At 44.2% G+C, this 23,158-nt stretch carries 23 protein-coding genes and 1 tRNA gene; 14 read left to right on the forward strand and 10 right to left on the reverse strand.

What is annotated here, in order from left to right; translation table 11 throughout:
- Positions 1-355, reverse strand: a 355-nt coding sequence (locus tag AC1P5O_RS01710; protein ID WP_499005531.1) for a DUF4372 domain-containing protein, incomplete at its 3' end; no start/stop codon positions are given.
- Positions 356-478: 123 nt separating this feature from the next.
- Positions 479-1,195 (reverse strand): glutamine amidotransferase, encoded by a 717-nt coding sequence (locus tag AC1P5O_RS01715; protein ID WP_005263112.1) that lies wholly within the window; start codon positions 1,193-1,195, stop codon positions 479-481.
- Positions 1,196-1,437: 242 nt separating this feature from the next.
- On the opposite strand from AC1P5O_RS01715, the gene yfcF reads away from it, so the two are divergent.
- Complete coding sequence (gene yfcF / locus AC1P5O_RS01720) at positions 1,438-2,079, forward strand: glutathione transferase (protein ID WP_005263109.1); 642 nt, start codon at positions 1,438-1,440, stop codon at positions 2,077-2,079.
- Between the two features lie 130 nt (positions 2,080-2,209).
- The gene (locus tag AC1P5O_RS01725; RefSeq protein ID WP_005263103.1) at positions 2,210-3,151 is read left to right on the forward strand and encodes a cation diffusion facilitator family transporter; all 942 of its coding nucleotides are present in this window, start codon (positions 2,210-2,212) and stop codon (positions 3,149-3,151) included.
- Positions 3,152-3,182: 31 nt separating this feature from the next.
- Here the strand turns inward: AC1P5O_RS01725 and AC1P5O_RS01730 are convergent, their stop codons facing one another.
- The 4 genes from AC1P5O_RS01730 to cysS all read right to left on the reverse strand — a co-directional run bounded on the left by AC1P5O_RS01730 (position 3,183) and on the right by cysS (position 6,793).
- A complete protein-coding gene (locus tag AC1P5O_RS01730; RefSeq protein ID WP_005263102.1) occupies positions 3,183-4,160 on the reverse strand; it encodes a fatty acid desaturase family protein in 978 nt (325 codons plus the stop codon).
- Positions 4,161-4,253: 93 nt separating this feature from the next.
- On the reverse strand, positions 4,254-5,042 hold the full coding sequence (locus AC1P5O_RS01735) for a PaaX family transcriptional regulator C-terminal domain-containing protein (RefSeq protein ID WP_005263101.1): 789 nt from the start codon (positions 5,040-5,042) through the stop codon (positions 4,254-4,256).
- A gap of 191 nt (positions 5,043-5,233) precedes the next feature.
- Positions 5,234-5,309 (reverse strand) — tRNA-Gly (locus AC1P5O_RS01740).
- A 62-nt stretch (positions 5,310-5,371) separates the two neighbouring features.
- Positions 5,372-6,793 carry a cysteine--tRNA ligase gene (gene cysS, locus AC1P5O_RS01745; RefSeq protein WP_005263100.1) on the reverse strand — a complete coding sequence of 474 codons (1,422 nt, stop codon included), beginning with the start codon at positions 6,791-6,793 and terminating at the stop codon, positions 5,372-5,374.
- 432 nt (positions 6,794-7,225) lie between these two features.
- Here cysS and AC1P5O_RS01750 point away from each other — a divergent pair, with 432 nt between their 5' ends.
- From AC1P5O_RS01750 to AC1P5O_RS01805, 12 genes are all read left to right on the forward strand, one after another.
- Positions 7,226-8,269: a KpsF/GutQ family sugar-phosphate isomerase gene (locus AC1P5O_RS01750; RefSeq protein ID WP_004279959.1), complete on the forward strand. Its 1,044-nt coding sequence runs from the start codon at positions 7,226-7,228 to the stop codon at positions 8,267-8,269.
- Between the two features lie 3 nt (positions 8,270-8,272).
- Complete coding sequence (locus AC1P5O_RS01755) at positions 8,273-8,812, forward strand: KdsC family phosphatase (RefSeq protein WP_004279958.1); 540 nt, start codon at positions 8,273-8,275, stop codon at positions 8,810-8,812.
- 33 nt (positions 8,813-8,845) lie between these two features.
- Entirely contained in the window at positions 8,846-9,394 is a 549-nt protein-coding gene (gene lptC, locus AC1P5O_RS01760; protein ID WP_004729873.1) for an LPS export ABC transporter periplasmic protein LptC, read from the forward strand.
- Positions 9,378-9,944, forward strand: coding sequence for a lipopolysaccharide transport periplasmic protein LptA (gene lptA, locus AC1P5O_RS01765; protein ID WP_004646679.1), 567 nt, complete (start codon positions 9,378-9,380; stop codon positions 9,942-9,944). Before lptC ends, lptA begins: the two co-directional genes overlap by 17 nt.
- A complete protein-coding gene (lptB, locus tag AC1P5O_RS01770) occupies positions 9,944-10,687 on the forward strand; it encodes an LPS export ABC transporter ATP-binding protein (RefSeq protein WP_005104345.1) in 744 nt (247 codons plus the stop codon). The genes lptA and lptB overlap by 1 nt, the downstream gene beginning before the upstream one ends.
- 205 nt (positions 10,688-10,892) lie before the next feature.
- On the forward strand, positions 10,893-11,633 hold the full coding sequence (locus AC1P5O_RS01775; protein ID WP_499005535.1) for a TolC family protein: 741 nt from the start codon (positions 10,893-10,895) through the stop codon (positions 11,631-11,633).
- A 45-nt stretch (positions 11,634-11,678) separates the two neighbouring features.
- A complete protein-coding gene (locus AC1P5O_RS01780; RefSeq protein ID WP_005263096.1) occupies positions 11,679-12,374 on the forward strand; it encodes a TolC family protein in 696 nt (231 codons plus the stop codon).
- Positions 12,371-14,494, forward strand: a complete 2,124-nt coding sequence (locus tag AC1P5O_RS01785) for a type I secretion system permease/ATPase (protein WP_005263095.1) — start codon at positions 12,371-12,373, stop codon at positions 14,492-14,494. The genes AC1P5O_RS01780 and AC1P5O_RS01785 overlap by 4 nt, the downstream gene beginning before the upstream one ends.
- Complete coding sequence (locus AC1P5O_RS01790; protein ID WP_005263094.1) at positions 14,491-15,678, forward strand: beta-barrel domain-containing protein; 1,188 nt, start codon at positions 14,491-14,493, stop codon at positions 15,676-15,678. Before AC1P5O_RS01785 ends, AC1P5O_RS01790 begins: the two co-directional genes overlap by 4 nt.
- Before the next feature lie 119 nt (positions 15,679-15,797).
- Positions 15,798-16,397 carry an IMPACT family protein gene (locus AC1P5O_RS01795; RefSeq protein WP_005263092.1) on the forward strand — a complete coding sequence of 200 codons (600 nt, stop codon included), beginning with the start codon at positions 15,798-15,800 and terminating at the stop codon, positions 16,395-16,397.
- Positions 16,390-17,007, forward strand: coding sequence for an acyltransferase (locus tag AC1P5O_RS01800; protein WP_005263090.1), 618 nt, complete (start codon positions 16,390-16,392; stop codon positions 17,005-17,007). Before AC1P5O_RS01795 ends, AC1P5O_RS01800 begins: the two co-directional genes overlap by 8 nt.
- Positions 17,008-17,200: 193 nt before the next feature.
- Positions 17,201-18,043, forward strand: a complete 843-nt coding sequence (locus AC1P5O_RS01805; RefSeq protein WP_004279943.1) for a universal stress protein — start codon at positions 17,201-17,203, stop codon at positions 18,041-18,043.
- Between the two features lie 168 nt (positions 18,044-18,211).
- Here the strand turns inward: AC1P5O_RS01805 and AC1P5O_RS01810 are convergent, their stop codons facing one another.
- The 4 genes from AC1P5O_RS01810 to mutS all read right to left on the reverse strand — a co-directional run bounded on the left by AC1P5O_RS01810 (position 18,212) and on the right by mutS (position 23,028).
- Positions 18,212-18,877 carry an O-methyltransferase gene (locus AC1P5O_RS01810; protein ID WP_004729865.1) on the reverse strand — a complete coding sequence of 222 codons (666 nt, stop codon included), beginning with the start codon at positions 18,875-18,877 and terminating at the stop codon, positions 18,212-18,214.
- A gap of 132 nt (positions 18,878-19,009) precedes the next feature.
- Positions 19,010-19,705, reverse strand: coding sequence for a D-Ala-D-Ala carboxypeptidase family metallohydrolase (locus AC1P5O_RS01815; protein WP_318270400.1), 696 nt, complete (start codon positions 19,703-19,705; stop codon positions 19,010-19,012).
- A gap of 161 nt (positions 19,706-19,866) precedes the next feature.
- Complete coding sequence (gene fdxA, locus AC1P5O_RS01820) at positions 19,867-20,190, reverse strand: ferredoxin FdxA (protein ID WP_004279936.1); 324 nt, start codon at positions 20,188-20,190, stop codon at positions 19,867-19,869.
- Positions 20,191-20,394: 204 nt separating this feature from the next.
- Positions 20,395-23,028, reverse strand: a complete 2,634-nt coding sequence (gene mutS, locus AC1P5O_RS01825) for a DNA mismatch repair protein MutS (RefSeq protein ID WP_005251491.1) — start codon at positions 23,026-23,028, stop codon at positions 20,395-20,397.
- Positions 23,029-23,158: the final 130 nt, after the last annotated feature.

Here is a 23,158-nt window from a genome sequence, read left to right on the forward strand (position 1 = left end):
TCTTAAAGCGAAATTTATGAGCTACTTTTGAGTGTTCATAGTATTTAAGCAACTTGTAAAATAGCTGTTGATACAAGGCAGCAGGCTGCTGCTCATTGATTCGTGCCAGCGTGCTTCGGGGAATAGACTTTGCTCCGAGATGACTTAGCTTTTCCTGTTGGCACTCCAAATTGGATTGAATATCTCTCAGACTTTGCCTACAAGAGAATTGAGACATCAATATGGCAATAAACTGATCCCACCGGGAAGCCGCTCTAAATTTCTGTCCAACATGGTGTACTTTAGCAAGTTGTTCAAAATCCTGTCGCACAACAGGTTTAATTAGCTCATGAAATACGGTATTCTGATGTGACAAAACCTGAATCCTGGTCGTTAAAGTGTTTGTTTGCACTCATATTTTAACTGTTAGGACTCAGGTTTTTTTATTTAAAGCAAACTATGGGACAGCAGTGCCCAACTGGGTGCTTTTTTATTACGGTTATTTAAGTTGCAAGTTTTCTAAATAATGCAGCAATACCGAACTGGCGGCCTGTTCAAGCGCGGGTGCATAGCTTTGATGATCTGCCCGCAGTGCAGGGATATTGATCTGGGCTTTGCGTAACTCACAGGTATGTCCAATCAGCCATTTCTCTAAACTTTCACTGACCACTTCAGCATGGAATTGTAGTGCTAGAATATTCTGTCCTACCTGAAAGGCCTGATTTGGATAAAGGTCAGAGCTGGCCAGTAACTCTGCCTGTTCAGGTAGATCAAAGGTATCACCATGCCAATGCAGGACGTCAATATCTTCCAGAGCTTTTAGTGGATTATTTTCAATAGAAGTAAGACTGAGTTTAGACCAGCCAATTTCTTTTACATCTCCTGGATAGACTTTGGCATCCAATGCAGCAGCAATTAACTGCGCACCTAAACAGATGCCTAACGTTGGTAAGTTCTTTTCTAGGCGAACTTTAAGTAAGTCTATTTCCTGTTGTAAGAAAGGATAGTCCTCAGTTTCATAGACTGCAATTGGGCCACCGAGAATGATTGTTAATCCGGGATGTTCAAAAGCCTTGGTGAGATCATCGATACCAGCTTCGAAATAACGCACACGTAAGCCGAGCTGATAAAAAATATCTTCCCAAGCACCTAAGTCTTCAAAGGCCAGATGTTGAATGGCATACACGGTATCGGGGAGGTGGGCTAAGTTCAACATAGTTTTTTGATATCAAGAGAATGATTTAATTTAACGTGAATCAAAAGCAAAATAAAAGGCTTTATGCCCCACATCACGTGCAAAATAAAAAATAATAAGCATCTCTGCACTATCAGTAAGTGTGTAAAAATTTTTCGTGTGATCGCTACATCAAGCAGTTCATTTTTCCTTTTATATAGAAAAGAGAGTAGAGTAAGGCTGCCGTACTGAATAAAAACAACAAGGTCATCAGGAACAAGGATATGCAGAATATACGTTTATATGTCGATAAAAATAGAATCAGCCCTTATGCCATGTCGGTTTATGTTGCCTTAAAAGAAAAGGGTTTAGATTTTCAGGAAATCGTGATTGATTTAGATCAGCAGCAACAGAAATCTGCGGCTTATCAAGCCATTTGTCCAAGTGCTAAAGTTCCGTTTTTAATAGTAGATAACTTTAGCCTGTTTGAATCATGGGCGATCACTGAATATCTGGAAGATGTCTTTTCGGCTCCAAGTTATCCGGCACTATATCCAAAGGAAATTCAGGCGAGAGCCAAATGTCGCGCCATACAAGCCTTGGTCAAAACCGATTTTATGCAAATCCGCCAACAAATGCCTTCCGATTCGGTATTTCATCCACCAAAAATATCTACATCTCTTACAGCTCCGATCACCGAAGAAATTCAGCGCTTGGTGAATGTGGCAGAACATATGCTGGAGGACATATGGTTGACTGAACACTGGTCCATTGCAGACTTTGATCTGGCCTTTATGTTGCATCGTCTGCTGAGTCATCAGGTGAAACTTCCTGTGAAAATAATAGAATATGTCGAGCGTAATTTTAAGCGGGCTTCGGTACAGGCTTGGCTGGCAGAGCATGAAAAAGCTAAAACTTTAATCTAATGTCGACTGATAAAACAGTTCATAAAAAACCTACTTAAATAGATAAAATTCAAGCGTAATATGAATCAGAACAAGACTTGAAAGATGCTGAGGATACAGTCCTCGTTGAATAAGAAGGAAGGAGTGGCCGGTGGGAAATTCACATCATCATGAGCATAGTCATGTCACCGTGACTGCAAAAAATGCCAGAAAATTATCAATAGCGCTGGGATTAACCACCACTTTTTTAATTGTGGAAGTGATTGCTGGTTTTCTAACTCAAAGTTTGGCCTTACTTTCTGATGCTGCGCATATGTTTACCGATGCTGCTGCACTGGCTATCGCTTTAGTCGCTATCAAAATTGGACAAAAACCGGCAGACAATAAACGGACATTTGGTTATCAGCGCTTTGAGATTTTGGCTGCTTTGTTTAACGCCTTAATGCTGTTTGTGGTTGCGATTTATATCTTGTTTGAAGCTTATCAGCGTTTGAGTCATCCACCAGAAATTCAAAGCCTTGGCATGATGATTGTTGCTGTTTTGGGGCTGATCATTAATCTGATTTCCATGAAAATTCTGGTGTCTAGTAGTCAGGAAAGTCTCAATGTCAAAGGTGCTTATCTGGAAGTGCTCAGTGATGCACTGGGATCTGTAGGCGTGATTATTGGAGCACTAGTGATTTATTTCACCGGCTGGATGTGGATAGATACAATCATTGCAGTATTAATCGGATTTTGGGTATTGCCAAGAACCTGGATTTTGCTGAAACAGAGCATCAATATTCTGCTTGAAGGTGTGCCGGAGGAAATTGATATTGAAAAATTACGTCACGATCTTTTGGCGCTTGATGGGGTCCAGGATATTCATCAGCTCAAGGTCTGGGCGATTACTTCCAAAAAAGTCATGCTGACCGTGCATCTGGTTGCACCGAATGTGGATTATCAGAAACTGCGGCATCAGACCTTTGAGATGCTTCACCATGAGCATCATATTACCGAGATGACCTTGCAGATTGAAGCGGAAGATTGCCCGCCGGAACATCGGGGACAATCCTCACATCCGCATTCACATGCTGAAACCCATCAGCATTGAAGTGGAATAATCTAAGCATCGGGAAAGTTGATTATTTTTTTAAAAGTGAACGAATCACATCCAGATAACTTGGCGGAGCATCGACATACTCACGCTCCCTTAACATCTGGTGCATTCTCCCCAGCTTTTGATGCGGAACAGAGGCCATTAAATGATGTTCAATATGATAGTTCACATGAATCGGGGCAACCAAAGCACGTGCCAGCCAGCCTGCACGAGTAGTTCGGGTATTGCTAAGGGCAGAATGACTGGTTTCTAATCCGGCATGTTCAGCCATGGCACGGATGCGGATGAACAAAGGAAATGGGGTGATATAGGCGAGAGGCCATAATAAATACAGTTTAGGATGGCCGCTGGCCCAAAGCGCAGAAAAAATTGCTGCATTTGAAATTAACATACCAGAACTATTTTTAAGCAAGTTTTTCGCTAACTCTAAATTGCTGCGATCACCACGCGGAATTGGCTTGGGGTCATTGGAAACACTCCATTCCAGTAATTCCAGATCCATTAATACTCGACCAGCGAGAAATTTAAGCCCCGATTGCCCATTCAGGTCACGGAAGAATTTCCTGAATAGTGAGCTTTGCGTAATGGGAAAGTTTTTTACCAACCCCAAGTCAGGATCATCTGGTTGCGAGGTTTTAGCATGATGTTTCAGATGATAAGGACGATACTTGCTGACATCATTCCAGATCGGGCGTGCACAGAGCCAGTCAGTCAAATGAGTGTTCAACCATTTGGTTTTGAACAGGCTATGATGTGAGGCATCATGCATCAAAATAGCCAGCGCAAGTTGTCGGCCAGCCAAAATGGCCAATGCCAGCGCGCACATCAGGACTTTCCCCCACGTAGGTAAATATTCCCAGCTATAGGCTACCGTGCCAAAGGTCATGACAATTATGGTCCAGGTTGAACCTACTGCCCAAGCACCATGCAAGTCTGAGGTCATGGTGAGTTCTTTAATTTCATCACGACTAAAAAGTTCTGTGACACTGACCTTGCTGTTCATTCTTCTGCCTATATTTAGTTCTTATTGTTGTATTCAATATATTTGGATGGAATATTACAGTCAATTTATTTTTGTGTGTAAAAAAGAAATAAATTAGCCCCCTTGGTCTTTAAAATAGTGTTGCCATAAAAGTTGACCCTGTTTTTCTATTTTGCGGACTGCGAGCTCAAATTGTTGTCGGGCATCGGTGTCTATCCATTCTGCAGGAAGCAAAGGATCAGCACGTAAACTAAATAGGGCAGACTTACCTAGATAAAAGGCACTTTTTGCAGCCTCTGCTAAAGTCAGATTTTGGTAATTCTCAAACCAGTCGTTAATATCATGCTGTACGGCATGATAGGTTTGATGTAGCTCTTCGATATCCCATAAATCACGAACTTCGGTTTCATTTTCCAGTTGACTGACTTGGAAAAAACGTGCGTCAGGATCTAATCCAAACTGGATTACAGCTTTTTTTAATGGACTTAGATTCAACGTTAAATTATCGGCGCGAATAAAAACATTTTGCTCTAGTTCCTGAAAACCATAATAACGCAGCGCTTTTTCTCTTTTAGATAAGGCGGTACGGTCTACACGTCCCAAAGTGCCGGTATAGACCAATACATATTTTCCGTTCCACGTGGTCGCCGTTTGCATATCAGGATGTTTGTTTAAGCTGATAAAAGAAGTATCGAATTTTTTCTCTAGCAATTGATATACGCCGCGCTCTACAGCTTGAATGACATTTTCCTGATTTAATCGGGCTACAGCGACACGGATACCATTGTCAGATATACCCAATAATTCAGCAGCAGTTAATATCCGCTTAATAGACAGGGTTGAGTTTTTAGAGGCATATAAAAGATCTAGAATTAGATGACGAGCATTTAATTTATAAGTCATGAAACGATATCGTTATGAAAGGGATTAAAAGTTTTAAAGTTTATCCACAATAGCACTTTGTCATGAATAACCCAAAAAAAATGTCAGGGTAAAAGAGGATGAATAAGTGATTTGAGATATGCATTTTATTAATAAATTTTTTTCAAACACAATAAAAAACCCTTATCTTTCGATAAGGGTTTTTCGTATTCTGGAGCGGGAAAGGAGACTCGAACTCCCGACCCCAACCTTGGCAAGGTTATGCTCTACCAACTGAGCTATTCCCGCAATGAGGTGAATTATAGAGAATTCCACAGCAGTGTCAACTCTCTATAAATCTGTTTGATTAATTAATCAACACGGCGCCAAACTGTACCTTGACGGGTATCCTCAAGAACAACACCTTGATCAAGTAAAGATTGACGGATTTCGTCTGCGCGTGCGAATTCTTTGGCTTTCTTGGCATCCTGACGCTGTTGAATCAAATCTTCAATTTGTTCAGGTGATAGTCCCAATGCTTCCTGACCAATGTCAGACTTGAGGAACTCTTCTACATCTTGCTGTACCAGACCGAGAATATTGGTCAGGTGACGCAAAGTTGCATAATAGATCGCTGCCTGTTCTGCATTTTCTTCTTTCACCGCACGATTCAGCTCTTTATTGATTTCGAACAATACCGCAATCGCTTCAGGCGTATTGAAATCATCACGCATAGCGGTATTAAAACGTTCAACCAAAGCCTCATCCAGAGTTTCAACCAGATGACCACCATAAACCGCCTGATAGGTTTTAAACGAGTGATAGAAACGAGACAAGGTATTTTTTGCTTCTTTTAAGGCAACATCCGAGTAATTTACCGGGCTACGATAATGGGAAGAGACAATAAAGTAACGCACCACTTCCGGATGGAATTTTTCAATCACGTCGCGAATGGTGAAGAAATTGCCTAAAGACTTCGACATTTTCTCGCCATCGACATTAATAAATCCGGCATGCATCCAGTAATTGACATACTGTTCACCAGTTGCTGCTTCAGATTGTGCAATTTCATTTTCATGATGCGGGAAGGTTAAATCAGCACCACCGCCATGAATATCGAAATGATTGCCTAGGCAGCAGGTTGACATTGCGGAACATTCAATATGCCAGCCTGGACGGCCATTGCCCCAAGGAGATGCCCATGACGGTTCATTTTCCTTGGCATGTTTCCACAGTACAAAGTCAAACGGGTGTTTCTTTTCGACTTCAACATCGACACGTTCAGACGCGCCGGCTTGCATATCTTCTAATTTACGGCCAGACAGACGACCATATTTGGCAAACTTCTCGACCTCAAAGTAGACATCGCCATTATTGGAAGGATAAGCCGTACCTTTGTCGACCAGGTTGCCGATCATATCTTGCATCTGATCGATATAATCTGTTGCTTTAGGTGCAACATCAGGTGCAAGGCAGCCCAGTTTGGCAAAGTCTTCATTCATCGCATCAATAAAGCGACCTGTTAATTCTGAGATACTTTCGCCATTTTCATTGGCACGTTTAATAATTTTGTCGTCAATATCCGTAATATTACGCACATATTTGACTTTCCAGCCTTGGCTACGCAGGAAGCGGATAATATAGTCAAATGCAACCACTGTACGTGCATGTCCAATATGACAGTAGTCATAAACCGTCATTCCACAGACATACAGGTCAATCTGACCTTCAACACGAGGTACGAATTCTACTTTTTTGCGTTGCTCTGAGTTATATAGAACAAATGGTTGCATAGCTGTTCAAAAGACTTCAAATAAAAGGATGAATCATCTTAACCTAAGCATAATTATTCATAAAGATAAAAGCGTAAAAAGCCTCAGTTATTTAGGGGAGTTAGGCGACAAGAGTGATTTAGGAAGAAGAGGTTTAGGAAGTGAAATGGCGATATTGAGCTTACATTTTCAGAGGCAGTGTTTGCCAGTATGATTGAATTATATTTGAATGAGTCTGGTCTGATTTGAACCAAACCTATTTTGGATAGCGTAAGCGTGTTCCCCTAAAAAATAAAAATAAGTACATTCTATAGTTTTAAAAATGGAGCGAATGTAGAGGTGGAGATACCAGATTGCGCAAGTTGAATACAATCTGAATATATTAAAAATCCGTCGAATCTTCTACATTTAGAAAGCTTACAATTGCATAGCTATGCTAAAATTGCGAAAATTATGCCCATCAAACCAGAGTTTTTCTCTGTCCTTAGCGTAGGTAAACAGGCTTTGAATCCACAAAAAACAGCGAATCAACTAGATTTCCAGAAAGTCGCACTTGAAACACTTCGCATCGAAGAAAATGCACTACAGATTTTAGCAACACAGATTGATGACCGTTTTAGCCGGGCATGTGAAATTATTCTACAGTGTACTGGCCGTCTGGTGATTACCGGAATGGGCAAGTCAGGTCATATTGGCCGTAAAATGGCGGCGACCTTTGCTTCGACCGGAACACCCTCGTTCTTTATGCATCCGGGCGAAGCCGGTCATGGCGACTTGGGTATGCTGGTGGCTGGTGATGTGCTGATTGCAATTTCAAACTCGGGCAAGAGTGATGAAATCATGATGCTGATGCCGCTGATCAAGCATCTGGAAATTCCGCTGATTACCATCAGTGGTGATGATCGTGGTCCAATGCCACAAAATGCTGATGTAGCTTTGACGCTGGGTAATATTCAGGAGGCTTGTCCACTGGGTTTAGCGCCGACATCGTCAACGACGGCAACATTGGCTTTGGGCGATGCTTTGGCGGTAGCTTTATTGGATGCTCGCGGCTTTACCTCGGATGATTTTGCACGCTCACATCCTGCAGGTGCGCTGGGTAAGCGTCTGTTATTGCATGTGAAGCATCTGATGCGTACTGGCGCAGATTTACCTAAAGTCTCGCCAGATACCGCCATGAATAAAGTATTGTACGAAATTTCCAACAAGCGCTTGGGCTTAACCACAGTCGTCGATGAAAATGATGTGTTGCTGGGGATTTTTACCGATGGTGACTTGCGTCGCTTGATTGATAAGCAGCAAGGTTTTGATGTCAATCTGGCTATTCAGGACGTGATGACCAAAAATCCGTTGACCATTTCTCAGGAAGCACGTGCAGTGGTGGCACTGGAACGTATGAATGAGCATAAAATTAATCAATTTGTAGTTGTTGATGATGCCAATAAAGTCATTGGTGTGATTAGTATGCATGACCTGATTCAGGCTGGGGTAAATTAATAAATGGCATCTTATGTATTATTAGAGCAGGCACGTCATATTGCAGCACTGGTGCTTGATGTAGATGGTATTTTAAGTGATGGCTTTGTAACGCTGACCAATACTGGCGATGAGATCAAATCCTTTGATATTCGTGACGGTCTGGGCATGAAACTGGTTCAGCAAGCAGGGATCAAGGTGATTATTATCACCGGACGTAAAAGCAATATCGTAGAAAAGCGTATGTCGGATCTGGGTGTTGATCTGGTCTATCAGGGCCGTGAAGACAAAGGTACAGCACTTCGTGAAGCCTGCGCACAGCTCAACATTGATCCTGAAGATTGCCTGTACATGGGCGATGACTGGCCTGATCTGTCTGCTTTTGCCATTGCCGGCATGAAAGTGACCGTGCCTAATGGTCATGTTGAAGTTCGCCGCCGTGCCGATCTGGTGACTCAGGCCCAAGGTGGACGTGGTGCGGTGCGTGAAATCTGCGATATGCTGTTAATGTCCAAAGGCATGTACCAAGAGTTACTTGAAAAATATACTCGTGCGCCTTATTAATAAGTCATATCTTTTGGATTAAGTACACCGCTTATGGATACTAAAGTTTTATATATTACGGCTGTGATTATTGCCGCAATAAGTGGTGGTTATTACTATTACAGCGGCAAGGGCAACAAGCTGCAGGCAGATTCTGCGCGCAGCATGACCTATTCCGCTCAAAATATTAACTTAACCCAGACGGATGAAACAGGCCAGGTGTCGGTTCGTGCCCAAGTGGACCGACTTGAGCAGAACCTGCAGCTAGAAACTTCAAAGCTAGAAAATCTGCGAGCATCGACTTATGACAATGGCAAAGTCGATGCAACTTTCTTTGCCAAAATGGCGCATGGTTATGATGACAATACAAAAGTTGTACTCTCTCAAGAAGTGTTCGCCACCAAAATCATGCAAAATGGGAAAATGCAGTTTCGTACTGAAGAACTGACCGCTTTTCCGAAAACACGTGAAATTGAAACAGACAAGACAGTGATTGTGGAATCTCCACAGGCTGAATTTGTCAGCCAGGGTCTTAAAGCCAATCTTAATGATGGTCAATACGAATTCTTTAATATTCGAGGAAAGTATGAACCAAACTCCTAAAGCCAAAATGATGCACACTTTCCTGAAGCGTATGACGCTGGCGACTGTGGTTGGACTCGGTTCAATCGCTGCTTTTGCACTGCCATCTGACCGTAACCAGCCAATCACCTTGCTGGCTGACCGGGCGACTTTCAATGAGCGGACGGGTGTGACGACGTATTCGGGCAATGTCATCATTGAACAGGGCACCATGAAGCTGCAAGCCAATTCGATTGTGGCCAATCTGAACAATAAGCGTCAGATCAGCCTGATTACGGCTACTGGCAGCCCGGCACAGTTCCAGCAAAAAGTGGATCCGGCCAAAGGTCTTGCCAAAGGTCAGGCGCAGAAAATTGTCTACAATGCTGAAACCGGGATTATTACCTTGTCAGGCAATGCCTTCCTGCAACAGGACGGTGCCAGTATTCGTGGTGCGACTTTAAAATACAGCATGAACAAAGGCGATATCGAAGCCACCGGAACACCAAACAAAACCGGTTCATCGTCTGGTCGTGTACAAATCGTGATTCCACCCTCTAGTTCAACATCCTTCCCGGGAGCGCGTGATTAATGGAGCAATCGCAGCAGGTTCAAACCCTCACCATTAAACATCTGGCGAAAAACTATAATAAACGCTGGGTAGTGAAAGATGTATCGTTCAGCATGGAAAGTGGCCAGATTGTCGGGTTACTGGGACCAAATGGTGCCGGTAAAACCACCAGTTTTTATATGGTGGTTGGTCTGGTGCGGATGGATAAGGGAGAAATCTATCTCGATGATCTGGATCTTTCCGACCTCGCAATGCATGAACGGGCACGTAAGGGGATTGGTTATTTGCCGCAGGAAGCTTCAATTTTCCGAAAACTGACGATTTCAGAAAATATTATGGCAATTCTGGAAACCCGTAAAGATATGACCAAGGCACAACGTCAGCAACGTCTGGCGGAGTTACTGGCAGACTTTAAAATCACTCATATCAAAGATTCTTTGGGCATGAGTGTATCGGGAGGTGAGCGACGTCGTGCCGAGATTGCACGTGCACTTGCGGCCGACCCAAAATTTATGTTACTCGATGAGCCTTTTGCCGGTGTCGATCCGATTTCGGTTGGAGATATTAAGGATATTATTACGACCTTGAAAGATCGCGGAATTGGGGTGCTGATTACCGATCATAATGTGCGTGAAACGCTGGCGATTTGTGAGCATGCTTATATTGTCAGTGAGGGTGCATTGCTTGCTGAAGGTACACCAGAAGAAATCCTGGCGAATGAGACTGTGAGAAAAGTTTATCTGGGTGATGATTTCACTGTTTAAATAATCCTGCTTTCTATAAAAACCCTGCATCAGGCGCCAGTTGTCGAATGCAGGGTTTTTTTTGATCAAATCAAAGTGAAAAAGATTTCTTTTAAAGGGATTTGATATATTGTTAGGCTAAAACAAGAAACATTACATAATTATGCGATTTAGGGCAGAACACTTTAAAAAAAATCAGGGGAAAACAGATCAAAAAAGAAGGGGATTGATATTTCTTCTTTTGCCTTTATCTGTGTCTTTGGGGCATGCAGAAAGCTCACCCCATTATTTTGCCAATCTCAAGAATGGCTTGGGCCAGTTGATTGCACCCAAACCAACACGGTCAGCGCATACCATTGATATTACCTCGCTTGGTCATTATTCATTAGATACATCAAAAGTAGCTGAGCTGCCGCAAATTACCCGGCCACAGTCAGGACAGCCAGCTTTAAGTTCTACGATCACAGCTGGCATTCCACAGAAAATGAATCTGATGGAAGCCGTACATCGGGCGGTGCAGCGCCGTCCTGAAATCACCCAGAGTATTTCGACATTATCTGCGCAGGCCGCGAATATTGATGTGGCGAGATCGGGTTATTATCCGCAGTTATCCGGGGGTATCGGGACAGGTGACCTCACTTCCGGTGAACGTGGACGACAAATGGTTTCTTTGAATGCCACCCAGATGCTGTATGACTTTGGCAAAATTAAAACCAATGTCAATGTGGAAGAAGCCCGCTTGGCAGAACAACAGGCCAGGGTGCTGGTCAGTCTGGACCAGGTCGCATTTGAAGTGGCTGATGCAATAGTGAATATTAAGCGCTATCAGGAGATTACCAAGATTGCCCAGCAGCAGATTCAGGGCATTGCACGGATTGCAGAAATTGCCAATTTGCGTGCCCGCGCCGGAATCAGCAGTCAGGCCGACCCGATTCAGGCGCAGTCCAATCTGGAAGCAGCGCAATAAAATCTGATTGTACAGCAGACCCAACTCAGACAATATCAACAACGCTTGCGTACCTTGCTAGGATTTGATGTATCAGCTATTGAATGGGATATTCCTGAGCGCATTGTGGCACAGGCCGATCTTTATCAAGATCCGGAATTTACCCAGATTCCGAACATGATTCTGGCACACGCCGGGGTTAATATTGCCCGTTTGCAAAAAGATCAGGCGCGATTAAGTCCTTATCCGACTATTAGTGTTAAAGGCAGTCTAAGTCAGGCGATGAATGGACGGAATCCGAATAATAATGAAGATGATGGCTTCTATAATTCAGTCATGATTGAAGCCAGCAGTAATTTGTATCAGGGTGGTGCAACACGTTCACAGACTCGTGCCGCAAGCTATGCCGAAGAAGCTGCACGCGCACAGGTCAATACGGTCTATCTGGATGTACTGGATCAGGTGCGCTTGATCCGTGAGCAAATTGAAAATAAACAAAAGCAAATGGGGGTTTTATCCCAACGCCGAGCAACCACGGTACGCACCAAAGAGCTGTATCAAGAACAATATAAATTGGGTACCCGAACCGTAGTGGATTTGCTGAATGCAGAGCAAGCCATTCATAGTGCAGCGCAGGAAATTGAAGCGGCGCGCTATGACATTTATTCGGCGATCGTACAGTACATTCAGGTCACGGGCCGTACACGGGATATTTACGCGCTTAACAGCATTTCTATTCAGGGGTTTGAAGTTCAGCCATGAGTACTACAATAATAAATTATCAACCTTGGCTTCAGGCAGTTTTAAATATTGCCCGGCATTACCGTATTGAGCCTTCTGAGGAGCGAATTCGTCTGCAACTGGACTGGAATCAGCATCATGACATCGATGACATGCTCAAGATTGTCAGTCGTCAGATGGGTTTAAATCTCCGTAAAAATAAATTTGAGCGCAGCCTGCTGAATTCATGGCGTTTACCTTTACTGGTTGAATTCGATAGTGGTGATGTGGGCGTGATCGAACGCATCGACACACAGGGCAATGTCAGCATCCAGCTCAGTGGTGATGAAGGTTTATCTCAAAGCTTTACAGTTGAACACTTAGAGACTGGCATAAAGCATCTTTATGTGCTGCGTCCTGAATCTTCAGTGCCAGATGCGCGGGTGGATGAATATATCAAACCCTTTGAGAAAAACTGGTTCTGGTCAATTGTCCTGAATGACTGGAAGCGTTATATCGATGTGATGTTTGCGTCTTTAATTGCCAATATTCTAGCATTGGCCACGATAGTCTTCTCGATGAATGTCTATGACCGTGTCATTCCATCACAGTCCATTCCGACGTTATGGGTGTTGGCCGGTGGTGTGCTGATCGCCGCGATTTTTGAGTTTGTTTTACGTGTCTCGCGGATCTATCTGTCAGACATTATTGGTAAACGTGCGGATTTAAAAATTTCTGACCGGGTGTTTGGTCATTCATTACGGATTAAAAACAATGAACGTTCCAAATCAACAGGAACCTTCATTTCACAAATTCGCGAGCTGGTGACTTCAACCACAGTTACGGCCATTGCCGATCTGCCATTTTTCTTCCTGTTCTTGGGCATCTTCTGGGTGATCGGTGGCAATCTGTTCTGGGTCATGTTACTCGTTGTGCCCTTAATGATTCTTCCAGGGATTCTGGCGCAGAAAAAACTGGCACAGCTGGCCCAGTTGGGGATGCGCGAATCTGCCATCCGCAATGCCTTGCTGGTAGAAGCTGTAGAAGGAATTGAAGACATCAAGCTGTTAAGAGCTGAAACGCGTTTCCAGAATCAGTGGAATCATATGAATGAAGTATCAGCCGATGTCAGCATACAGCAACGTAAAATTGTCGGCTTGATGACCGCCTGGACTCAAAAAATTCAGGGGCTGACCTTTGCGATTGTGGTTTTAGTCGGGGCCTTTGCGGTGATGGAGGGTGACATGACCACAGGCGCACTGGTGGCCTGTTCGATTCTATCTTCACGCATGCTGGCACCAATTTCACAAATTACGGGTGTACTGGGTCGCTTGCAACAGGCTAAAGTCGCCAAGGCTGGTCTGGATGAACTCATGAAAAAACCAGTGGATCAGCCGGATTATTCGCACCTGATTCATCGTCCGGCACTGGATGGGCATTATGAGCTCAACGGGGTGGTGTTTAAATATGGCGATGATGATCCGAAACCGAGTTTGATGATTCCCAAGCTGGAAATCAAGCCGGGGGAGAAAATCGCGATTCTGGGCCGTAATGGTGCAGGAAAATCGACCTTGTTACAGCTTTTGTCTGGGATGCAGACACCGTTACAGGGCAAGGTCAAGCTGGATGGTATTGATCTGACCCTGATTGATCCGTCAGATGTGCGGCGTGATATGAGTTTGCTAAATCAGAACTCGCAGTTATTTTATGGTTCAATTCGTGAAAACCTGACTTTGGGTGCACCTTTGGCCACCGATCAGCAAATTCTGGAAGCCTTACAAATTACCGGTGCACTGGGATTTGTACAGGAGAAAAAAGAAGGACTGGATCATATCCTTTTAGAGGGTGGTGTCGGCTTTTCTGGTGGGCAGCGTCAAGCCTTGTTATTGGCACGGTTATTGATCCGTCAACCAAAAAATTTGCTACTGGATGAACCGACCGCTGCCATTGATGATGTGTCAGAAAAACAGTTGATTGATCATCTTAAAGGTTATTTAACCCATCGTACGATGATCGTTGCGACCCATCGCCGTGCGGTATTGGAACTGGTGGATCGTATTCTGGTGGTCAATGATGGCAGGATTGTGATGGATGGACCAAGGGATCAGATCCTGAATCAGTCGCAAGGTGGTAATAAGCGGGTTGTGGGAGCAAGTGCATGAGTGAACTACAACAACTAAAACGTTCCAGCAAGGTCAGCTTTCAGGAGCCGCCCTTACCGAAATCAAGTATCATCATCTGGATTATCGGCATTGGCCTATTGGTATTGCTGAGCTGGGCCTGGTTATTCAAATTGGAAGAAGTATCTACCGGTACTGGAAAAATAATTCCATCATCCAAAGAGCAGGTGATTCAGTCTCTGGATGGCGGTATTTTGACTAAACTTAATGTCAAAGAAGGTGAGATTGTCGAGCGTGGGCAAGTATTGGCCCAGCTTGATCCGACCCGCTTTGAATCCAACGTCGGTGAATCAGAATCCTTGCTGGTGTCATCACGTGCCACTTCAGCCCGTTTACGTGCGGAAGTCACCGGCGCACCGTTGGTCTTTCCTGAAGAAGTGTTGAAATACCCCAAATTGGTTAAAGAAGAAACGGCCCTGTATCAGTCGCGTCGAGCCAATTTGCAAGAATCTGTTGCAGGCCTGGAACAGGCTTTGTTACTGGTGCAGCAAGAACTGGAAATGACCGCTCCCTTGGTCGCCAAAGGGGCAGCCAGTGAAGTTGAAGTGTTGCGTCTAAAACGTGAAGCCAATGACCTGCGTAATCAGATGAATGATATCCGTAATCAATATTATGTAAATGCGCGGCAAGAGCTGTCCAAAGCCAATACCGATGTGGAAACTCAGCAACAGGTGGTACGTGGCAAGTCGGATACTTTGAGCCGAACTGTTTTTAAATCACCGGTTCGCGGTGTGGTCAAAGAGATTGATGTGATGACGCTGGGCGGCGTGATTCCACAAAATGGCAAGTTGATAACCATCGTGCCACTAGATGAAAAATTACTGGTTGAAGCTCGAATTTCGCCGCGTGATATTGCCTTTATTCGCCCTGATCAGGAAGCGCTGGTCAAAATTAGCGCCTATGATTATTCAATTTATGGCGGGCTAAGCGGTAAAGTAACCATGATTTCACCGGATACCTTGCGTGATGAAGTCAAGCAGGATCAATTTTATTATTGGGTGTATATCCGTACCGATAGCGACAAGCTCAGCAATAATGCCGGGCAGGAGTTCAATATTACTCCAGGGATGGTGGCCACCGTGGATATTCGTACTGGTTCAAAAACCGTGATGGATTATCTGATCAAGCCATTTAATAAAGCCAAAGAAGCCTTGCGTGAACGGTAATATTTGCCAAGCAATTGAGTAAAACAATCGATCAAAATCAGGCCTCTCCGTGGAGAGGCTTTTTATTTGTCTGTGCAAAGCGGGTATACTGCAGCAGTGAGAGTTTAAAGCCTGAAGTTATGCCATTTACCATTGCCAGCCTGGTCAGTTTTGAGGAAGACATCAAAAAAAGCCGCTTTCAGGCCTTTGCCACACCTGTTGAAAATGAGCAGGACGTCAAAGATTTTCTGGAGGCTTATCGCGATCCAAGTACCACCCATCAATGCTGGGCCTGGAAAATTGGCCATCAGGTACGCTTTAATGATGATGGTGAACCTTCAGGTACTGCAGGACGCCCGATTCTGGCAACCATTGAAGGCAATGAGCTGACCAATGTGCTGGTGCTGGTCAATCGCTGGTATGGCGGGATCAAGCTGGGAACAGGGGGCTTGGTACGTGCCTATGGCGGCTGTGCTGGACAATGTTTGTTGTTAGCAGAAAAAATTGAACTGATTGAAAAGAAAAAGGTGCAATTTTCCTGTCAATTCAATGAGTGGGCCATCTTTCAATATGAGTTGAACCAGCAACAGATTGACTATCAGGAAGAATATACAGCTGAAGGAGTACAGGTCAGAGCCTTATTTCAGTTACATCAAATTCAACCTTTTGCCCTAAAAATTCAAGATGTGACCCGTGGCCGGGAACAGCTCAAAATCATAGAAGAAGCGACAGATGACTGACGTAGATCCATTACTGAAATATCGTGAGCAGCATAAACATCGCCTGAATTATATGCCTTGGCTGTACTGGTCCTTAAAGCCTAAAAATCGCGGTTGGGCAGAAGCGTGGCAAAAGGACTATCAGGCTTATCTGATGGAGATGGAAACCGTCGAGATTGGTGAAAACTGTTTTATTTCACCTCTTGCACATATTTTCGCGGAGCCGGGACGCAAAATCATTATTGGTGATAATACCTTTATTGCCGCAGATTGCACCTTGCATGGCCCTCTGGACATTGGTAATGAAGTGGCGATTAATCATCACTGTATTCTGGATGGCGGTCGGGTGGGGATTAAACTGCATGATCAGGTGCGTATCGCCGCTTATTGTCATCTTTATGCCTTTGATCATGGCATGGATTTGGAGCAGCCGATTTATCAGCAGCCAGTACGTTCGCAAGGCATCGAGATTGGTCGGGATGTGTGGCTCGGTGCGCATGTCGGTATCAAGGACGGAATTAAAATCGCAGATCAGGCCGTGGTGGGAATGAACAGTATGGTGACCAAGGATGTCGAGAAGCGTGCGATTGTCGCCGGTAATCCGGCCCAATTCATTCGCTATCGTGAATAAGCTTTTGGAAGTCAAGTGCTTGATGCAACAGCCTGACTCAGCAGATGGTTCGATATATTGATCTATATTTGTTCACATAAAAGTTAACATATTTCAAGTCAAGCCTTACAGATTTCGCTGCACATTTTTGAATGCTTATGCTAAGTTAAAAATAACTAAGAAATTTTTATCATAAATAGAAGAGAGGCTAAACATGAAACGTGTCATCGCCTGCATCGACTCATCACCATGTATAAACGCGCTGGCTGACGCGGCGGCATGGATTGCCAAACAGACTGGCCGTGAACTGGTCCTGTTACAGGTTTTGGATTATTACCCGGCCAGTTATCATCTGGGGGAAATCAGCGGAGTGATTGGCTTTGAAAGTAATGCCATGTTACTGAAAGAACTGGCTGAGCTTGAACAAAAACAAAGTGAAATTGCGCTGGATTATAGCAATAACCTGCTGCAACACATTTCCGAGCGGATTCTGGCAGAACACGGTATTCAAACCACACATATTCAGGAAAAGGGTGATTTTCTGGAGCAAAGCTTCCAGATCCTGCAGCCTGATGATATCGCGGTGATTGGATTGCTTGGTGAACGCTCGGCTGAAAAAAACAAACCGATCGGTACCAATGTGGAAAATTTTATTCGTGGGGCCAATTGTACCGTGATGACGGTCGGAGAACAGTTTAAGCCGCCGACACGATTTATTTTCGCCTATGAATATTCACCGACCTGTATCAAGATGATGAAACGGATTGCGGAAAGTGATCTGCTGCGCTTATTGCAATGCCATTTGTTATATATCGGTGATCATGCTGAGATTCTGAATGAGCCTTTGCAATATTTAAATCAGGCTGGTTTAGATGTGGTGCCACAATACCGCTATGGCGATGTCGCAGAAAATATTTTGACCTATCAGCAGGAACTCGGAATTCAGCTGATCGTGTTGGGTGCATTTAGTCACAGTAAAATTCACCAGTTCTTTTTGGGCAGTATTGCGACCACGATTTTCCGGAATTCAAAAGTGCCTTTACTGGTTGCGAAGTGAGAATTGCATATAATAGCCAAGCGCGAAGTCTAATCGTAAATTGTTACAGCTTGATTTAAAAATGACCAGAGTTATCCTCATATATTGTGGATAACTCTGTGGTTAATATTTATAAGTTAATGTTATTTATGGTAAATATGTCATTGGGTGATTTTTGTTCTTCTTGTTTTATTTCACAATCGCGAGTGCAAAACCATCATGTCCTTTGCTGCCAACCGTTTGTAAAGCAGTGCATGACAAGATACGTGGATGATTTTGAAGCGCTTTAAACATGTCACGAATGCCTTCAATACTTGGTTTATTATTGTCCGGGTTAATGATTTCGCCAGCACGAATCACATTGTCCAGAAAAATAAGTGTACCTGAGTGCGACAGGTTTAAACTGAGTTCCAGATATTCCGGATAACTCTGTTTGTCTGCATCAATAAAGATGAAATCGAAAGCTTCCGTATCTTCAGGCAGGGCTTTAAGCACATCTGCTGCACGGCCGCATTTCAGTTCGACGGTCTGTTTAAGCTGCGCGCGATCAATATTTTCCTGACCCATTGCCGCATGGGTATCACGTCCTTCAATCGTCAGGATATAGCCATCATCAGGCAAGGCACGTGCCAGCCACATGGTGCTATATGCTGCAAATGTGCCGAGTTCCAGTACACGTTTACACTGGTTCATCTGGATTAGCATCTGCAACAACATGCCTTGATTTGGTGCTACAGCCAGATGATCAGGAAAACCGTGCGCTGCGGTATTCTCAAGAGTTTGATTCAGAATGGGGTCTTCAGGAATTAAATGTGAATCAATGTAGTGATCAATGTCTGTCCACATTTGTTGCATAGTCTTAGCACCTCGATTGCGATGCGTGCATTTTAAACTTTTCGCGGCAGAGCGCAATTTATTGTTCTATAGGTGCTGATTTTTTAGGCTCTAAAAAGTCCTGGATGAACTTTGTAGAGCGGTTGTCATGACTTAGTAATTACACATCGAAGAATTACGGCCTAAACTCGGTCCCCAAGTACGATAACCTTGGGTATCGATGTGGATTTGGCCAGAAGCATACATGCCGAGTCCCATATTTAGGCTTTGACCATGCTGGACCCAGAACTGACACAATTTGAACTTGGTATTTTCAATATAGCTATAATCTTGTGCCTGAGGATATTCAGGCCCAATCCGGAAATCGATCGCAGAGTTGTAAAGATGGCGTGAAGAATTGGCACCACCGGCACACTGGTTCAAAGGCAGGTCACGATAGACTGATGTGACTTCAAAATCAGTCAGTACATTGGCTGCAACCAGATATTTAAAGACTTTTAAAGTTGGGATCTGATTGGCCCATAATTCACGGCTTGGAATCATGTATTGGGAACGGCCACACTTGGCCCAATCACGTGCAGTACGCATCAATTCGAAACTCGGAATGATATTGCCAACCCCATGACGTTCCAGAAAAACCTCATATTCACGCACGCGTGACAAATTATCCAGTGCCGATACCCAGTGGGTATACACATAAGGCACAGTTTTTGGGTGGGCTTTACGATCGTATTGAACACGTTCTTGTGGAATGTAAATCCGTTTTCCAGCAGGTGTGGTGGCCTGTCCAGGTTGTTTTGTGGTCGTGGTACAGCCCACAAAAACAAGAGGAATTATACAAAGACTCAATAATCCCTTTAACAAGTTCTTCATTTATAGAAATCAGATATTTACAAAATAGCGCTATTTTAGACTAAATATAGGGAGAAATTTGGAGAATATTGCAATGAAATGTGTGCGTTGAGTATAAAAAAGATCAGCATTTGCTGATCTTTTAAAGTTTAAACTAATTACTTTTCAAGGTATTGTAATTTGTCTGCTTTGCCATTCCATTCTTCACGGTCTGCTGGCTGGTCACCAATTTGTGTGATATTTGGCCATTTTTGTGACAGGTCAGCATTCAGTTCAATAAAGACTTCCTGACCTTCTGGTAATTCGTCTTCAGAGAAAATTGCATTTGCCGGGCATTCAGGTTCGCATAACGCACAGTCGATACATTCGTCCGGGTTAATCACAAGGAAGTTAGGACCTTCATAGAAACAGTCTACAGGGCAAACTTCAACACAGTCTTGATATTTACATTTAATACAATTTTCAGTGACAACGAAGGTCATGGCGACAGCTACCTAAAAAATATGGTTCTAATTACGAATGCTGTATTTTAGGCAAAAACAGGGGGAACTAACAATTCCTTTTATTGATATTTGTTATATATAGGGCTGTTAAATTTGAAAAAAGGTCGCATACCGATGAATTACAGCATTCATCGGTATGTTCAGGACATCGACCCTATGCCAGATGAGGTCTAGGACCGAGAATTAACTTGGCTGTTTGATCAGGTCTTTGAGCGCATATAACTGCTGCAAGGCTTCACGCGGAGTTAAACTATCTACATCAATATCTTCGAGTAAGTCCAGTGCAGGCGATTCTTTTTCAATTTCGATGATACGTTCTATAGGCTCCATAACTTCAGGCATTGCAAACAGATCATGCTGCGGGCTCAGTGGCTTGGCCTGATGCTGTTTTTCCAGAATCTTTAAGCGGTTTTGCGCTTCTTTAATCACCGCAGCCGGAATGCCTGCCAATTTCGCGACTTGCAAGCCATGACTTTGACTGGCCGGGCCATGTTGCACCTTATGCAATAAAATCAGATTACCATTCAGCTCTTTGGCCGTGACATGGTAGTTATTAATGCCACTTTCCTTATCCAGTTCAGTCAGTTCGAAATAATGGGTAGCAAATAGACATAAACATTGAATGCGTTTGGTCAGATCCAGCACACAGGCCCAAGCCAAAGACAAGCCATCATAGGTACTGGTTCCACGGCCAACTTCATCCATGAGTACCAAAGACTGGCTGGTGGCATGATGCAGGATTTGCGAGGTTTCGGTCATTTCCACCATAAAGGTTGATTTGCCGGTCGATAAATCATCGGCAGAACCAATACGGGTAAAGACACGGTCAACCGGACCTAAAGTTGCAGCTTGCGCTGGAACATAGGCACCACAATAAGCCAGCAACACGATCAATGCAGTCTGGCGCATAAAGGTGGATTTACCACCCATGTTGGGGCCGGTAATGATGGCCATGCGATGGGAAAAATCCAGTCGCGTATCGTTCGGAGTAAAGGCCGATTTACTGAGGGCTTCTACCACTGGATGTCGTCCAGCAGTGATACTTACACCGATTTCAGGGCTAAATTTTGGACGCGACCAGTTGCGTAAACGCGCCTGATGGGCAAAATTAGCAATCAGATCAATCTGGGCAATGGCGCTGCTCATCATCTGTAAACTGCCGATATCCTGACGCAGTTCATCCAGCAGCATTTCAAACAGCATTTTTTCACGGGCCAAGGCACGCGATTCGCTAGATAAGACTTTGTCTTCAAATGCTTTCAGTTCAGGCGTGATGTAGCGTTCGGCATTTTTCAGGGTTTGCCTGCGGATATAATGCTCGGGTGCCTGTTCGGCTTGTGCTCGGGTTAACTCAATATAATAGCCACTAACACGGTTATAGCCGATTTTCAGTCCCGGAATGCCGCTTTGTTCACGCTCTTTGATTTCCAGATCAATCAGGAACTGGCTGGCATGATCACGAATCTGACGCAGTTCATCCAGTTCACTGTCAAAACCTTCTGCAATGACATTACCATCACGCAGCAGGACGGGTGGATTTTCTACAATGGCTGACATCAGGCGTTGATGCAAACCATGGAAGTCGCCGAGTTCTTCATTGAGCTGCACCAAGAGCGTGGACTGTTGCTGACTCACAATCGGTTGCAGGGCATGACGTAAAAATGGAATTTGCGCACAGGCCTGACGCAGTTGTACCAGATCACGTGGGCGGGCACTGCCAAGCGCAATACGGCTCAGCACGCGTTCAATATCGCTAATCTCTTTAAGCACCAGACGTACAGGTGCTTCGTGGAAACCTTGCAGCAAGGCTTGAATGGCATCCAGGCGCTCATCCAGCAGCGCGGTATCGCGTAAAGGTTGCATCAGGGTGCGACTGAGCAAGCGTCCACCCATAGCAGTCTGACAGTCATTGATCAGTTGAAATAAGGATGTCCCATGTTCAAATAAAGGCTCAATCAGTTCAAGATTACGGCGTGTCACCGGATCCAAAGCAATAAAATCTGAACTTTGTTCTAGCTGAATCGTGCGGATATGCGGTAACGCAGTTTTCTGGGTTTCTTTTGCATAGTGAATCAGTGCCGCAGCCGCTGCTTTAGCCAAAGGTAAATGATCAATGCCGAAACCTGAAAGCGTGCTGACAGCAAACTGGTCGCATAAGGTTTTTTGCGCATTGTTCAGGTTGAAGTCGACATCGGGACGTTTGGTGACCGAGATATCCAGTTGCTGTTTGAGTTGTTCGGTCAATGTCGGATCAGTGATACTTTCATCCAGCAGAATTTCGCTTGGCATCAAACGCGCCAGTTCAATCATGAGCTGGTTAAGATCATAATCCTGCTGCTGGACTTTAAATAGGCCGGCGCTGAGATCAAGAAGTGCAATGCCGATCTGATTCTGCTGAATACATAAAGCCACCAGATTCGAGCTCTGATGTGCACCGAGCATGGCATCATCGGTCAGTGTGCCCGGCGTAATAATTCGAACTACACCACGCTCAACCGGTCCTTTGCCAGTAACCTCGCCGATCTGCTCGCAGATCACCACGGTTTCGCCTTTTTTGACCAGACGTGCCAGATAGCCCTCGGCTGCATGATAAGGCACGCCCGCCATAGGAATTGGCTGACCATTGGCTTTACCACGATGGGTCAGGGTAATGCCTAAAATCTTGGCTGCCTTGTGTGCATCTTCAAAGAACAGTTCATAAAAATCACCCATACGATAAAACATCAAAGAATGCGGATGCTGCATTTTCACCGACATGTATTGCTGCATCATGGGCGTTAAGGTAGAAAGATCAGCCATAATTTCTGAACTGGTCATTAAAAATAAATCCTTTCAACAAGAGATAAATGCAAATACTGCTCAATAGGCTATGCAGGAAAATTTAAAGCACATTTTCAATCAGGCCAATCCAACATGGTTGAGCACAGGAGATCGAAAATGTGAAATG

The organism is Prolinoborus fasciculus, assembly GCF_056724605.1.

Bases quoted from the DNA above. Each gene is read 5' to 3' on its own strand.
- lptB (WP_005104345.1), top strand. From the start codon at position 9,944: ATGGAGCAATCGCAGCAGGTTCAAACCCTCACCATTAAACATCTGGCG.
- AC1P5O_RS01715 (WP_005263112.1), bottom strand. From the start codon at position 1,195: ATGTTGAACTTAGCCCACCTCCCCGATACCGTGTATGCCATTCAACAT.
- AC1P5O_RS01795 (WP_005263092.1), top strand. From the start codon at position 15,798: ATGCCATTTACCATTGCCAGCCTGGTCAGTTTTGAGGAAGACATCAAA.
- mutS (WP_005251491.1), bottom strand. From the start codon at position 23,028: ATGACCAGTTCAGAAATTATGGCTGATCTTTCTACCTTAACGCCCATG.
- yfcF (WP_005263109.1), top strand. From the start codon at position 1,438: ATGCAGAATATACGTTTATATGTCGATAAAAATAGAATCAGCCCTTAT.
- AC1P5O_RS01790 (WP_005263094.1), top strand. From the start codon at position 14,491: ATGAGTGAACTACAACAACTAAAACGTTCCAGCAAGGTCAGCTTTCAG.
- AC1P5O_RS01735 (WP_005263101.1), bottom strand. From the start codon at position 5,042: ATGACTTATAAATTAAATGCTCGTCATCTAATTCTAGATCTTTTATAT.
- fdxA (WP_004279936.1), bottom strand. From the start codon at position 20,190: ATGACCTTCGTTGTCACTGAAAATTGTATTAAATGTAAATATCAAGAC.
- cysS (WP_005263100.1), bottom strand. From the start codon at position 6,793: ATGCAACCATTTGTTCTATATAACTCAGAGCAACGCAAAAAAGTAGAA.
- AC1P5O_RS01810 (WP_004729865.1), bottom strand. From the start codon at position 18,877: ATGCAACAAATGTGGACAGACATTGATCACTACATTGATTCACATTTA.
- lptA (WP_004646679.1), top strand. From the start codon at position 9,378: ATGAACCAAACTCCTAAAGCCAAAATGATGCACACTTTCCTGAAGCGT.
- AC1P5O_RS01785 (WP_005263095.1), top strand. From the start codon at position 12,371: ATGAGTACTACAATAATAAATTATCAACCTTGGCTTCAGGCAGTTTTA.
- AC1P5O_RS01805 (WP_004279943.1), top strand. From the start codon at position 17,201: ATGAAACGTGTCATCGCCTGCATCGACTCATCACCATGTATAAACGCG.
- AC1P5O_RS01800 (WP_005263090.1), top strand. From the start codon at position 16,390: ATGACTGACGTAGATCCATTACTGAAATATCGTGAGCAGCATAAACAT.
- lptC (WP_004729873.1), top strand. From the start codon at position 8,846: ATGGATACTAAAGTTTTATATATTACGGCTGTGATTATTGCCGCAATA.
- AC1P5O_RS01730 (WP_005263102.1), bottom strand. From the start codon at position 4,160: ATGAACAGCAAGGTCAGTGTCACAGAACTTTTTAGTCGTGATGAAATT.
- AC1P5O_RS01755 (WP_004279958.1), top strand. From the start codon at position 8,273: ATGGCATCTTATGTATTATTAGAGCAGGCACGTCATATTGCAGCACTG.
- AC1P5O_RS01750 (WP_004279959.1), top strand. From the start codon at position 7,226: ATGCCCATCAAACCAGAGTTTTTCTCTGTCCTTAGCGTAGGTAAACAG.